Below are 13,429 nucleotides of genomic sequence, written 5' to 3' on the forward strand. Positions count from 1 at the left end.
ATATTTTATACAAAATATTGAATAAAAATTTAAAAAATTATTGACAAGTGTATAAAAATGAATTAAAATGGAAATATATTCTGAAAAAGTAAAGAAAATATAGGAAAACAACCTATTTTCATACTTTCTAGGAAAATAGAATTTGAAAAAGAAGGTATTTAGGAAACTATGAAAAAACTATTAACATTAGCAACACTGTTAGCAATCTTGACTCTGGTCGCTTGTTCTTCAACCTCCCCTCAATCAAGATTGGATGCCATCAAAGAAAAGGGAACCTTGGTTGTAGCAACCAGTCCAGACTATGCACCATTTGAATTTCAAACCTTAGTGGATGGAAAAAATAAAGTTGTCGGGTCGGACATTGCTTTGGCGCAGAAAATTGCAGATGAACTCGGAGTCAAACTTGAAGTTTCGTCTATGAGCTTTGATAATGTACTAAGCAGTATACAGTCAGGCAAGGCTGATATTGCTATTGCTGGTCTATCCTATTCAGAACAGCGCGCAAAAGTATTTGATTTTTCTGAAATCTATTATCAAGTGGCAGATACTCTTCTTGTGAAGAAATCCAATCTGGATAGATATACCGCCTTAGCTGATTTAAAGGGACAAAAAGTGGCTGTTCAAAAAGGCTCTACTCAGGAAGTTTATGCCAAGGAGAACATGACCGATGTCAGCTTGATTTCTCTTGGAGCAATGGGAGAAGCAATCAATGAACTGAAAACTGGTCAAGTTGAGGCTGTCTTGGTAGATAAACCTGTTGCTCTTGGCTACGCTGCACAAAATGACGATTTAGCTCTTGCAACGATTCCCTTTCCAACAGTTAAAGAAAATGGCAAAGCTATTGCCATGCCAAAAGGTAGTACTGATCTAAAAGCAGCTATTGATGCTGTAATAAAAAAGGTTGTCGAAAACAATGAGTATGAAACTTTCTTAAAAGAAGCTGCTAAATACACTGTCTCAGAATAAGATAAGAAGAGCAATGCTGAACCTTTGTGGAACCAATCGAAAAACAAGCTTCGTCAAATCTAAAATAAATGATTTCTGATTGGAATAATGAAAAATAAAAAACGAATGGTAAATAGCTAATGTCTTTTGACCTTGCTATCTTCATTCGTTTTTTTTTTATATGGTTATCTCAGCAATCAGAGAATTTTCTGTGATTCTAATATAGAATTTTGCTTATCTTGTGCGCTCTAAATAGAAACTGGTTAAGCGTGGAATGGTAATAGTTGCTCCGTTTTCATCTGGATAGAGGGTGAACGATTCCATCGGAATGGTGTTAGATGAGAAGACCAATTGATATTCAGAACCTGCTGGAAGGTCTAGGTGAACATTAAAAAGTTCTTGATCGTTGAAGTTGTGAACCGTTAAGATTTCTTGCTCGTCACTCATGCGTGAAAATGCGTAGAGACTGGCTTCTTCATCAATTTTTATCCAGTTAAAGCCTTTTTCATAGGCTTGATAGTCATACTTCCAGAAAGCATCATGCTCTTTATAGAAAGTGGAAAGAGTCCTCATCATCTGGTAGAAAGAATGATGGATTGGAAAGTTCAGTAGATTCCAGTCCATTTCTGTATGCTCATGCCATTCTCGGATATGCCCCCATTCATTCCCCATGAAAAGTAATTTCTTACCAGGATGAGCGAAGTAGAAGCTATAATAAACCCGCGCTAGGTGGAATTTATCATCATAATCTCCGTTCATTTTGTTGATGATTGAGCATTTGCCATGAACCACTTCATCATGAGAAAGTGGTAGTAAAAATTGTTCATTTTGGTTGTAGTACATACCAAAGGTGATTTCGTTAGAATGATACTTACGATAAATGGCAGGTCGCTCTACAAATTTTAGCGTATCATTCATCCAGCCTAAATCCCATTTCATATCAAAGCCAATACCACCCTCTTCAAGAGAATGTGTGACTTTAGGGAAACTAGAAGAGTCTTCTGCAATCATCAGTACACCCTTATAATCAGTATGAACCATGGCATTGACCCGCTTGATAAAATCTATTGCAGCGTGGTTTATCTTGTCTTCGTCTGTTTCCCCACGCCAATAAAGAAGATAGGATAGAGCATCAACACGAATGCCATCAAAATGGAAGTATTCCAGCCAATATTTGAGGTTTGATAATAAGAAAGAACGTGTTACACCCTTACCTAGATCAAAATTAGCTGTTCCCCACTGGTGATTTTCACGGTCGTGTTCATTGGGATACTCATATAGCCAACTACCATCAAATTGATAGAGCCCGTGCGCATCTTTGCAGAAGTGAAGTGGTACCCAATCTAAAATGACTCCGATACCTGCCTGATGGCATTGGTCAACTAAATACTTCAGCTCATCAGGTTTTCCATAGCGACTAGTTGGACTATAATATCCAGTTACTTGATATCCCCAGGATGCATCTAGAGGGTGTTCTGTTATTGGAAGTAATTCGATATGTGTGTAATGATTTTCCTTGACATGTTCAATCAGAAGAGGAACGATTTCCTTGTAAGAATAAAAAGTGGTGGTTGAAGAAGCCTCTTCGTTTTTATTGGCCAATTTTTGTTTCCAGGATCCCAGATGAACTTCATAGATGGATACCGGTTGTTGCTTAAAATCATAATTTACACGATTGTACATCCAGACATCATCTTTAAACTTGTAACGTGGATTGTAGGTTGTAGAGGCGGTATCGGGACGAACTTGGCTGAAAAATGCATACGGATCTGCCTTATACATTTCCCGACCGTCATGAGTGATAATGAGATACTTGTAATTTTCTAGCGATCTCAGTCCTTCGATATACAGTTGGAATGTTCCATCGATTTCCCACTGCATCTGGTGACTACGTTGCCAGCCGTTAAAATCACCAACTACAAATACTTCTCTGGCGTTGGGAGCATAGACACGAAATTGAGTACCAAGAATCTTATTGCGTAGCTTAATGATATGAGCACCCATTTTTTCATAGAGGGTGGTATGCTCGCCGGAGTTCATATAATATAAATCTAAATCAGTAAATTCTGTCATAGCAATCTCCATTGCCGAAAAGGAGTGGACAGTGGTCGCACTCCAGTTCAGTTCTAATTTTTATTCTAACCACTAATTTCACGATAAAGCCAGATGTATTTTTCAGCAGAAGCTGTCCAACTGAAATCGCGCTTCATAGCTTGATGGACCATTGCATACCAATCTTCTGGACGGTCATAATAGGTTTGAAGAGCAAAATCATAGACTTGACGCATACTATAGGCATCTCGTCCACCAAAGCTGAAGCCCGTTCCTTCTTTGGTATCTATATGGTAAGGTGTCACTGTGTCAACCAAGCCACCGGTTTCTCGTACCAGTGGTAGTGTGCCATAGTGCATAGAAATCAACTGGCTGATTCCGCATGGTTCAAACATAGAAGGCATGAGGAAAAGGTCGCTTGCTGCATAAATTTGATGCGCTAAAGGCTCATTGTAACCACGATAGAAGGCAAATTTTTCAGGGTAAGTATGTTTAAAATGATTAAAGGCATTTTCGATGTCTGCTTCTCCATTACCCAAGATAATAAATTGTACATGTGCCTGTAAAAGATGACCGAGTACCTCGGTTAAAAGGTAGAAGCCTTTTTGCCATGTCAAACGGGATACAATACCAATCATCAAGACATTTTCATCTTGAGGTAAGGCAAATTGAGCTTGTAGAGCTAATTTATTAGCTTTTTTGTCTCCAAGGGTTTCTAAACCATAGTTCTTTACAAGATACTGATCTGTCTGACTATTCCAACTATCATAGTCAATACCATTGACAATACCAACGAGGTCATGTCTACGTAGTTCGAGAACATGTTGCATATTTTCGCCGAATTCTTCTGTCAATATTTCACGAGCATAGGTAGTTGATACTGTGCTAACTTTATCAGCATAGAGAATACCCAATTTCATAAAGCTGATACACTCGTCGTGGAAGCGTGCGATACCATCCAGATAGTAGCTGTAATCCATACCGAGAGCTGACCAGAGTGCTTGCTTATGGAAGATACCTTGGAAAGCAAGGTTATGAATTGTAAAGACATGCTTGATATTTCGAAATTCCTCACGGTAGCTATAGAAGGTGCGGCAAAGGAAAGGAAGAGCAGCGGTATGCCAATCATGAGTGTGCATCACATCTGGGAAGAAGTTCAACGCTTCTAACAAGCGACAAGTAGCATGTTGGAAGTAGCCAAAACGCATGGCATCATCATCGTATCCATACAACTCATCACGTTCAAAGAAATCACGGTGTTCGATGAAGTAGAAAGTCACACCGTCAATGACTTGGCTATAAACATTGGCCATGGACTGAATATCACCTGCACGTACATCAAAGCTAGATACATAGTCGAAATCAGCATGATTGGCCATAGCAATTTTTTTATATAGTGGCAGGACTACGCGGACATCCAAGCCTTGTTTTACCAATTCTTTAGGGAGAGAGCCGATAACATCAGCTAAACCACCGGTTTTGATAAATGGAAGTCCTTCAGATGCCACAAAGAGAACAGATTTTTTTGCCATATTAGCTCCTATATGATTTGATATGGTTTCAAGTATGAAGGCGATGTTTCACTTCCTTTTATATCAATTGGATGGATGATTTTTGTTGCCTTATCAATAATAGCATTTTCAATGTTTGCACCACTTTTAATCGTTACACCATTGAGAATGATTGAGTTTTTGATGACAACACCTTCTTCAATAACAACGTCACGGTCAATAACAGAGTTTTCGATTTGACCATTGATATTGGCACCATTGGAAATCAGGCTGCGTTTGACCTCAGCAAGGGGACCATATAGACATGGCGAACTATCGCTTGTTTGAGTATGGATTGGCCAATCGTGTTTAAAGAGCAATTTGCGCGTATCTTGGTCAATTAACTCAATTTGAGTTTTGAAATACGAAGCAGTAGTATTGATACATGCGACATAGTCTCGGTGTGCATAGCCCATGATTTTGTATTGATCAACTGTATCGCGCAGTATATCTTTTAGCCAATAGAGAGATGAAACCTTATTTGCACGTCTAATCAGATCAATGAATGTTGTGCGTTTCATAATGTAGGCCTCAAGAGAAACTGGACGGTTTTTATACTTACCATGGTTTTCTTCAAAAGCGACAATCCGTCTATCTTCACCAAACTTAAGAGTTTGACATCCAATGAAATGGTCTTTAGCATCGGAAACATTCTTGTAAAGAACGGTTATATCTGCACCAGTTGCAAGATGTTCGCTCATAACTTTTGAAAAATCCTGACTGTAAATGAAGTAGGATGGTGCAATCAACACGTACTCTTTATTAGAACTTTCAATGTAGTGGATATTTTCTGAAAATGCGTTAATATCATGACGGTAAACGCTGCTTGGATCTGTTGCGCTATTTAGCAAGCGAAGAGAGCCACGTTTACTATTGATATTGTAATGTTTACCTGTACCGACGTGTTGAATGGTAGAACGCATCTCTGTAGGCATGTAGACTTGAAATTCGCTAATTCCAGAGTTTGACATATTGGATAAGACAAAGTCAATGAGGCGGTAGCGACCCAAAAAACCAAAGGCTTGCACGCCACGATGTCTCATCACATCGCCAAAGTGTACATTATTTCCTTCAATATTTACAATTCCGAGGGTATTTCTTAACATAGCAGTCCTTTCTTACTTAGTTACGTTCTTATCAATCAAGAGGATATTGTCCACATCGCCTGTCAGTTTGATACCATCTGCGATTTTAATGTTTTCAGCTACGATAACATGATTGAGTTCAGCCCCTTCACCAATAATGGCTCCAGGCAAAATGACAGAATTTTTAACAATTGCACCTTGGCTGACCTGGACATCGGTTGAGATAACAGAATGTTCAACTGTTCCATCGATAACAGCGCCCTTATCAATATAGGCAGATTTTACGGTGGCAGTTGCACCGATCACTTGGGCAGGAGAGCCTTTGTCCTCAGAATAGATCCTCCATGACCGATCAGAAAGATCCAGATCCCCAGCATGGTCAATCAAGTCCATGTTAGACTCCCAAAGGCTATTAACAGTACCGACATCTTTCCAGTAACCTCGGAATGGATGTGCTACAAGAGTACGACCATCTTCTAGGTACTTTGGAATGATATCGTGACCGAAGTCGTGAGAAGAAGTATCTAGTTTATCGTCTTCTTGGAGATATTTTTTCAAGGTCTTCCATGTGAAGATATAAATACCCATGGACGCAAGATTGCTCTTAGGATTTTCTGGTTTTTCCTCAAATTCTTCAATACGGTAGTTTTCATCTGTATTCATGATACCAAAGCGAGAAGCTTCCTTGATTGGAACCTCTATAACAGCAATAGTAGCATCTGCTTTCTTCTGAATATGGGTATCAAGGAGTTTGTCATAGTTCATCTTGTAGATGTGATCACCGGACAAAATTAGTACGTATTCTGGATTATGAAGGTCAATGAAATCAATATTTTGAGTAATGGCATCTGCGGTCCCCTTATAGAGTCCAAAACCTTCTATTTTTTCACTTGGAGGTAGCACAAAGATACCAGAGCCTCGGACATCTAGTCCCCACCGTTGCGATTGAGCAACATATGAATTCAAGAGGACAGGTTCGTACTGAGTCAAAACTCCGACAATATCAATACCTGAGTTGGCACAGTTACTGAGTGGAAAGTCAATAATACGGTATTTTCCACCAAATGCAACCGCTGGCTTGGCAACTTTTTTGGTTAAACCTTCTAGACGAGTTCCACGTCCACCTGCAAGAATCATAGCTAACATTTTATTTTGAGCCATCTAACCACTCCTTAATATATGTGATACATGTATTATAGCATAGAATACAAAAAAATGAAAGCGTTTCCTAGGGGTGAAAACGAGATATTTTCATTTTCACTTTCAACATCTTTCATAAATATATCATAGCATATTATTTTGTGTTTGTCTATATAAAATTGTATTTATTTTTGAAGTAATCTATCGGTCTACCTCTGATTTTTGACACATAAGTTGAGCGTAAAAGGAGCGATGGGGTCTAACAAAGTCGAAGGTGTAACTTTCATTTTAAAATTTGGTGCATTTATCATAAAATCCATCGGAGAGACTGACTTGATAACCTATTGGTTTGCTATTAACCTTCTGGTACTTCTTAGGTGTTCAGTCTATTGTAGCAATGACAAATACTTTTTTTACAAAATTTAACAAAAGTGTAAAGTTCTACTGTACAAATATTAAAATGCTATAATAGAGTTATAAAAGTAAAGGAAGTGATTGGTATGAACACAATCACAGCTTACAACTCACGCTGATTATGTAATCAAGCGTGAGTTGTAAAGTAGAAAAATAGGCTTTTTCACATATTTGTAGAGAGTTTTTTGTACTGTTTGCCTGTCACTATGCCTAACCATTTTTCAAATGAAGTTGATGGGCAATTAAGGTTTTACAAAGACTATCTTCCATAGACTAATGTTAATGTTTCAATAGACGATATCTTCACTGATTATACTGATTTATTACATTGGAAACTCAAAACTACATGAAAAGTCTAAGAGAATCTGATAGCCAGTTTTATCACAATGAGCTATTTCTTGATACCACTAATGGAGAAACGTTGGCAACTACGGAATTGAAAGACTTGATTATTTCTGAAAAGGGAGCTAAATTGTTTTTGCAATGGAAAAATGTTTTAATAGAAGTAAAACAAAGGAGTGTGACCTCGCTTTAACTTATTCAGTTTACAAATTATTGATGAGCTGAATTTATTCAATAAACCAAAAGGAACTGGACAGAAAGGTCATCTATAGTCAATAGTTTTTCAAAAAGGCTTGGAATCAATATTTTTTAGAGGTGATTCCAAGCCTTTTATGAATTTATAGTGCAAACTGATATATGATTCCCTTATTTTTCATCAAATTTTACTTCTTCAAGTAAGTAGTTGATGAACTTTTCTCCCATGTCCGATAGGAGGGATTTTTCATGCTGAATATAAACTAATTCGATTTCATCGTCACATTCAAGAGGGATGGAGACGATATTGTCTCCGTTTAGATTTGAGTTTAGGATACCGGTAGCGATGGTATAGCCATTTAGACCAATGAGGAGGTTGAAGAGAGTAGCTCGGTCAGAGACAACAATGGATTTTTTGTGGTGTTCTTGGGCTAGAATTTCTTCAGCAAAGTAGAAGGAGTTGTGAATCCCCTGTTCGTAGCTCAGATATGGGAAGTCAGATAATTCATCCAGTGTGATAGATTTTTTTGAGGCAAGGGGATTGGTCTTGCTGATGAAGACATGGGGGCTGGCTGTAAAGAGATGGGTGTAAGAAAGACGATTGTCATCTAGGAGTTTTAGCAAGACATCGCGGTTGAAGTGATTGAGAAAAAGAACTCCAATCTCAGAACGAAAGTTCTTCACGTCATCAATGATTTCCCAGGTCCTAGTTTCTCTCAGAAATAGCTCATAATCTTCCATCTCCGTCTCTTTTAGCAGAGAAACGAAGGCATTGACTACGAATGCATAGTGCTGAGATGATACACTAAACAGTTGACGCTTGGCGATTGGATTTTTGTAACGATCTTCTAAAAGCTCAGTCTGTTCAACGATTTGGCGAGCATAAGAAAGAAACTCCATTCCATCCTTTGTCAAAGTAATGCCCTTGGAATTACGGAAAAAAATCTTGATGTTCATTTCTTTTTCCAAATCACGAACAGCATTGGAAAGGCTTGGTTGGGTGATAAAGAGTTGCTTAGCCGCTTCGTTCATGCTACCTGTTTCTGCAATCTTGATAATGTAGTATAATTGTTGGATTCTCATATTTCTATTGTATCATGATTTGACAAAATATTTGAAAAAATGTATAATGCTGAAAATATATCCTTTAACTGAGTCCAGAGAGGCGAAGAAGGGAACGTGAATATTGGGGCAATTACTGCCTTCTTTTCGTGTGACCTTGCTTAGCTAGCAAGGTTTTTTCTCTACATCGACTTTCTTGTTTTCTGTGCAACATAGAATTGGAGAAAAGATGATTTTAAAAGAACAGATGATGATTGTGGAACAAGTTCAGTTGGCACCACGGATATTTGCCATGACCTTAAAAGGAAATATGGTTCGAGAAATGAAAATGGGACAATTTATCCATATACGTGTTCCCGATGATTCTATGCTCTTGCGGAGGCCGATTTCGATTTCTGAGATTGATGTAGAAAATTCACAATGTCGTATTATCTACCGAGTTGAAGGTCAAGGGACAAATGTTTTTTCAAAAATGGTTTCAGGACAGAATTTAGATGTCATGGGACCACTCGGAAAGGGATTTGATACCGATTTTCTCAAAGAAGGGGATCATATCCTCCTCATCGGTGGAGGAATAGGAGTGCCTCCCTTAATTGAAGTAGCCAAGCGAGCCGTTCACCGTGGTGCAAAGGTTACGTCAGTCATTGGTTTTGCCACAAAAGAGGCAGTTATTTTAGAAGAAAAATTAGGCCGCTATGGACAGGTCTATGTTACAACGGATGATGGTTCCTACGGGAAAAAGGGGAATGTTGCTTCGGTTGTTAATCACCTATCTGAAGGATTTGCTGCAATCTATTCCTGTGGTGCACCAGCTATGATGAAGTATGTTGACCAACGCTTTCAGGATCATCCACATGCCTATGTTTCTCTGGAAGCTCGTATGGCTTGTGGAATGGGGGCTTGTTATGCCTGTGTTGTCAAGCCCAAGCAGGGACCAGAACATGAAAATAAGCGGGTTTGCAAAGAAGGTCCAGTCTTTGCAACAGGCAGTCTAAATTTATAGGAGAATGGTATGAATAAACGACTAGCGATTTCATTGCCGGGATTAGAGTTGAAAAATCCTATCATTCCTGCTTCGGGGTGTTTCGGTTTTGGTCAGGAATATGCAGGCTATTACGACCTAAATCAACTTGGTTCTATCATGATTAAGGCGACGACTCGTCACCCACGTTATGGTAATATGACTCCTCGGGTTGCCGAGACTCCAGCAGGAATGCTCAATGCCATTGGATTACAAAATCCGGGTGTGGATGTAGTTTTATCTGAAAAACTACCATGGCTTGCGAGCAACTTTCCAAGCCTACCCATCATTGCCAATGTAGCTGGTTTTTCAAATGAAGAATATGCTTATGTTTCTGGCAAGCTGTCCAAAGCTTCAAATGTAAAAGCCATTGAGTTAAATATCTCCTGTCCTAATGTCGATCACGGGAACAAGGGGCTACTCATCGGACAGGTTCCAGAGCTTGCATATGCTGCTGTAAAAGCAGCGGTCGCATCCTCGTCCGTTCCTGTTTTTGTCAAATTGACACCGAGTGTAGCTGATATTACTTTGCTTGCCAAAGCAGCAGAAGATGCAGGTGCTAGTGGACTGACGATGATAAATACTTTAGTTGGTATGCGGTTTGATCTCAAAACGCGTCAGCCAATTCTGGCGAACGGAACAGGTGGTATGTCTGGACCTGCAATATTTCCAGTTGCTTTGAAGCTCATTCGTCAAGTTGCTCAAACGACGAACCTGCCGATTATCGGTATGGGGGGAGTTGATTCGGCAGATAAAGCGATAGAGATGATGATTGCTGGTGCATCTGCAATCGGTATTGGTACAGCAAACTTTACAAATCCCTTTGCCTGTCCTACGATTATTAAAGACTTACCAGAGTGTATGGATAATCTGGGTATCAGTAGCTTAGAAAAATTGCGCCAAGAGGTCAAGCTCAGCTTGGGCTAGCATTGACAAACATAGAATAAAAGAATAAGATAAAAGAAAATATCTCCTTTAACTAAGTCCAGAGAGGCTGAAAAGGTGTCATGTAAAAAAACTTGAGGCACTGTTCTCAGGCTGGTTTCGTGTAACCCACCTCTGTCCAATCTGGCAGGGGTTTTTGTGTAGATGAAAGGATTTTATGAAAGAAAAACGACCAATCATTGCCTTAGATTTTGCTAGTAGAGAAGAAGTTAAGTCTTTTCTTGAACAGTTTCCATCACAGGAAAAGCTCTATGTGAAGGTGGGAATGGAATTGTATTACGCGGAAGGGTCAAACATCATCGCCTATCTGAAAGGTTGTGGCCACAGTATTTTTCTAGACCTAAAACTTCATGATATTCCAAATACCGTTGAGGCAGCAATGCGGGTCCTAGCTGGAATGGGTGTTGATATGACGAATGTTCATGCGGCCGGTGGTGTGGAAATGATGCAGGCTGCTAAACGAGGTTTGGGGACAAAAGCAGTCTTGATTGCAGTTACTCAGTTGACATCAACATCGGAAGAGCAGCTGAGGAATGACCAGAACATCCAAACTAGTCTACAAGAAGCAGTGGTTCATTATGCCAAAAAGGCAGCTCAAGCAGGGCTAGATGGTGTTGTTTGTTCAGCTCAGGAAGTAGCTATGATTAAGCAGGCAACTGAGCAAGATTTTATCTGTCTGACACCGGGAATTCGTCCGATAGGTAGCGATGTAGGAGATCAAAAGCGAGTTATGACACCGGCAGATGCAGCACGTATTGGTAGTAATTACATAGTGGTTGGTCGTCCCATTACAAAAGCAGAAAATCCTTATCAAGCCTATTTAGACATCAAGAAAGAATGGAATACAGAAGTGGATAAGATGGGGCAGTAAGAGGGGAAAAGACATATTAAGCAATTACACATTATAAAGTTGATACGGGCTCACGTGTCAAGCATTCTATGGAACTTACGAGTTTATCTGGCGAGATAAGCTTGGAAAAACAGAACACGCATTACATGAGGAGGTCTATTATGACACTAGCAACGGAAATCGCATCATACTTGTTGGATATTAAGGCAGTTCATCTGCGTCCGGAAAAGCCTTTTACATGGGCATCGGGGATCAAATCGCCAATTTATACTGACAATCGCATTACGCTTTCTTATCCTGAGACCCGTAATCTGATTGAGGATGGGTTTGTTCAGCGTATTGAAGAAGAATTTCCAGAAGTTGAAGTAATCGCGGGAACAGCGACAGCAGGGATTCCGCATGGAGCCATTATTGCTGATCGGATGAATTTACCATTTACCTACATTCGTAGCAAGCCCAAAGATCATGGAGCCGGTAATCAGCTAGAAGGACGTATTGTCAAGGGACAAAAAATGGTCATTATTGAGGATTTGATTTCTACGGGTGGTTCGGTTCTTGATGCAGTTGCTGCCGCAGAACGTGAGGGTGCAGATGTGGTAGGTGTAATTGCTATTTTCACTTATGAACTGCCACGTGCAGAGCGTAATTTTGATAATGCTGGTGTGAAGCTAGTGACACTTAGCAATTACTCGGAACTCATCAAAGTAGCTAAGGTACAAGGTTATATCAATGCAGATGGCTTGAATTTGCTTAAAAAGTTCCGTCAAAATCAAGAAACTTGGCAAGAAGAATAGAATCTAGAACCTCAAGGTGTACGATTTTTAGGAACTAATTCTGTAAAATGGTATAATAGTCACTGAGTACTTTAAAGTACAAAAATGACAGTATGAGGAGAAAATCATGATTTCAGTTATCGTGCCTTGCTTTAATGAGGAAGAGGTAATCCCTTATTTTTACGAGGCCATGGAAAAAGTCCGTAGGGAGATGGAAGAAGAGTTTGAGTATCTTTTTGTTAACGATGGATCAAAAGACGGTACTCTAAAGGTTCTACGTCAGTTGGCTACTGAGGATACAAAAGTTCGCTATCTTTCCTTTTCACGAAATTTTGGGAAAGAAGCTGCACTCTATGCTGGTTTACAAGAAGCCCAAGGAGATTTGATAACAGTTATGGATGTTGATCTTCAGGACCCACCGGAAATGTTGATAGAGATGAAGGCGCTACTTGAAGCCAATTCTGATTTGGATTGTGTGGGGACCCGCCGTGTAAGTAGAGATGGGGAGCCGCCGATTCGTAGTTTTTTTGCCAAGCTATTTTACAAGTTGATGAATAGGATTAGCCAGGTGGAAGTAGTGGATGGTGCTCGTGATTTTCGTCTGATGAGACGTCAGATGGTGGATGCAATTTTATCAGTCTCAGAGTACAATCGCTTCTCTAAGGGAATCTTTGCATGGATTGGTTTTGAGACGAAATACCTACATTATAAAAATGTGGAACGTGTTGCTGGGGCCACAAGCTGGTCTTTTTGGAAGTTGCTATCCTATTCTGTTGAGGGGATTATCAATTTTTCGGACACACCATTGAATCTCGCATCTTACACAGGTTTTTTCACTTTCCTGTTATCCCTTGTTTTGATGGCTCTAATTGTCTTTAAAACTCTGGTATTTGGAGAAGCAACTATCGGCTGGCCTTCAACCATTTGTATTATCCTTTTTTTAGGTGGATTGCAGTTGATGACGATTGGTATCCTTGGTAAATATTTGGCAAAAGTATTCTTAGAAACAAAAAAACGTCCGATTTATATCATTAAGGAAAAAAGTTCTAATTAGG

General features: G+C 39.5%; 12 protein-coding genes. 7 read left to right on the top strand and 5 right to left on the bottom strand.

The features are described from left to right. Window positions 1-168: 168 nt before the first annotated feature. Entirely contained in the window at window positions 169-966 is a 798-nt protein-coding gene (locus tag SR187_RS04350; RefSeq protein WP_120171624.1) for a transporter substrate-binding domain-containing protein, read from the top strand. A 213-nt stretch (window positions 967-1,179) separates the two neighbouring features. Here the strand turns inward: SR187_RS04350 and glgB are convergent, their stop codons facing one another. The 4 genes from glgB to SR187_RS04370 form a co-directional block, all read right to left on the bottom strand. Next, on the bottom strand, window positions 1,180-3,018 hold the full coding sequence (glgB, locus tag SR187_RS04355) for a 1,4-alpha-glucan branching protein GlgB (protein ID WP_024532529.1): 1,839 nt from the start codon (window positions 3,016-3,018) through the stop codon (window positions 1,180-1,182). A 65-nt stretch (window positions 3,019-3,083) separates the two neighbouring features. Continuing rightward, entirely contained in the window at window positions 3,084-4,529 is a 1,446-nt protein-coding gene (locus SR187_RS04360) for a glycogen synthase (RefSeq protein WP_120171625.1), read from the bottom strand. A gap of 8 nt (window positions 4,530-4,537) precedes the next feature. Next, window positions 4,538-5,653 carry a glucose-1-phosphate adenylyltransferase subunit GlgD gene (gene glgD, locus SR187_RS04365; protein WP_024532531.1) on the bottom strand — a complete coding sequence of 372 codons (1,116 nt, stop codon included), beginning with the start codon at window positions 5,651-5,653 and terminating at the stop codon, window positions 4,538-4,540. Between the two features lie 12 nt (window positions 5,654-5,665). Next, window positions 5,666-6,793: a glucose-1-phosphate adenylyltransferase gene (locus tag SR187_RS04370; RefSeq protein ID WP_120171626.1), complete on the bottom strand. Its 1,128-nt coding sequence runs from the start codon at window positions 6,791-6,793 to the stop codon at window positions 5,666-5,668. Window positions 6,794-7,532: 739 nt separating this feature from the next. Between SR187_RS04370 and SR187_RS04375 the strand changes: the two genes are divergently transcribed. Beyond that, window positions 7,533-7,721 carry a hypothetical protein gene (locus tag SR187_RS04375; protein ID WP_120171627.1) on the top strand — a complete coding sequence of 63 codons (189 nt, stop codon included), beginning with the start codon at window positions 7,533-7,535 and terminating at the stop codon, window positions 7,719-7,721. Window positions 7,722-7,894: 173 nt separating this feature from the next. Here the strand turns inward: SR187_RS04375 and SR187_RS04380 are convergent, their stop codons facing one another. Continuing rightward, complete coding sequence (locus tag SR187_RS04380; protein ID WP_120171628.1) at window positions 7,895-8,806, bottom strand: LysR family transcriptional regulator; 912 nt, start codon at window positions 8,804-8,806, stop codon at window positions 7,895-7,897. 208 nt (window positions 8,807-9,014) lie between these two features. On the opposite strand from SR187_RS04380, the gene SR187_RS04385 reads away from it, so the two are divergent. The 5 genes from SR187_RS04385 to SR187_RS04405 all read left to right on the top strand — a co-directional run bounded on the left by SR187_RS04385 (window position 9,015) and on the right by SR187_RS04405 (window position 13,428). Then, entirely contained in the window at window positions 9,015-9,788 is a 774-nt protein-coding gene (locus tag SR187_RS04385; RefSeq protein WP_120171629.1) for a dihydroorotate dehydrogenase electron transfer subunit, read from the top strand. A 9-nt stretch (window positions 9,789-9,797) separates the two neighbouring features. Further along, window positions 9,798-10,733 carry a dihydroorotate dehydrogenase gene (locus SR187_RS04390; protein ID WP_120171630.1) on the top strand — a complete coding sequence of 312 codons (936 nt, stop codon included), beginning with the start codon at window positions 9,798-9,800 and terminating at the stop codon, window positions 10,731-10,733. A gap of 175 nt (window positions 10,734-10,908) precedes the next feature. Further along, window positions 10,909-11,622, top strand: coding sequence for an orotidine-5'-phosphate decarboxylase (gene pyrF, locus SR187_RS04395; RefSeq protein WP_120171631.1), 714 nt, complete (start codon window positions 10,909-10,911; stop codon window positions 11,620-11,622). A gap of 140 nt (window positions 11,623-11,762) precedes the next feature. Continuing rightward, complete coding sequence (gene pyrE / locus SR187_RS04400; protein WP_120171632.1) at window positions 11,763-12,395, top strand: orotate phosphoribosyltransferase; 633 nt, start codon at window positions 11,763-11,765, stop codon at window positions 12,393-12,395. 103 nt (window positions 12,396-12,498) lie between these two features. After that, complete coding sequence (locus tag SR187_RS04405) at window positions 12,499-13,428, top strand: glycosyltransferase family 2 protein (protein WP_162497004.1); 930 nt, start codon at window positions 12,499-12,501, stop codon at window positions 13,426-13,428. The last annotated feature ends 1 nt before the right edge of the window (window position 13,429 follow it).

This window comes from Streptococcus ruminantium (genome assembly GCF_003609975.1).
GTDB classification, from domain to species: Bacteria; Bacillota; Bacilli; order Lactobacillales; family Streptococcaceae; genus Streptococcus; species Streptococcus ruminantium.

Excerpts from the sequence above, each read along its gene's own strand:
- SR187_RS04375 (WP_120171627.1), top strand. The coding sequence starts at position 7,533 with ATGAAAAGTCTAAGAGAATCTGATAGCCAGTTTTATCACAATGAGCTA.
- SR187_RS04385 (WP_120171629.1), top strand. The coding sequence starts at position 9,015 with ATGATTTTAAAAGAACAGATGATGATTGTGGAACAAGTTCAGTTGGCA.
- SR187_RS04370 (WP_120171626.1), bottom strand. The coding sequence starts at position 6,793 with ATGGCTCAAAATAAAATGTTAGCTATGATTCTTGCAGGTGGACGTGGA.
- SR187_RS04360 (WP_120171625.1), bottom strand. The coding sequence starts at position 4,529 with ATGGCAAAAAAATCTGTTCTCTTTGTGGCATCTGAAGGACTTCCATTT.
- SR187_RS04390 (WP_120171630.1), top strand. The coding sequence starts at position 9,798 with ATGAATAAACGACTAGCGATTTCATTGCCGGGATTAGAGTTGAAAAAT.
- pyrE (WP_120171632.1), top strand. The coding sequence starts at position 11,763 with ATGACACTAGCAACGGAAATCGCATCATACTTGTTGGATATTAAGGCA.
- glgD (WP_024532531.1), bottom strand. The coding sequence starts at position 5,653 with ATGTTAAGAAATACCCTCGGAATTGTAAATATTGAAGGAAATAATGTA.
- SR187_RS04350 (WP_120171624.1), top strand. The coding sequence starts at position 169 with ATGAAAAAACTATTAACATTAGCAACACTGTTAGCAATCTTGACTCTG.
- pyrF (WP_120171631.1), top strand. The coding sequence starts at position 10,909 with ATGAAAGAAAAACGACCAATCATTGCCTTAGATTTTGCTAGTAGAGAA.
- SR187_RS04380 (WP_120171628.1), bottom strand. The coding sequence starts at position 8,806 with ATGAGAATCCAACAATTATACTACATTATCAAGATTGCAGAAACAGGT.
- glgB (WP_024532529.1), bottom strand. The coding sequence starts at position 3,018 with ATGACAGAATTTACTGATTTAGATTTATATTATATGAACTCCGGCGAG.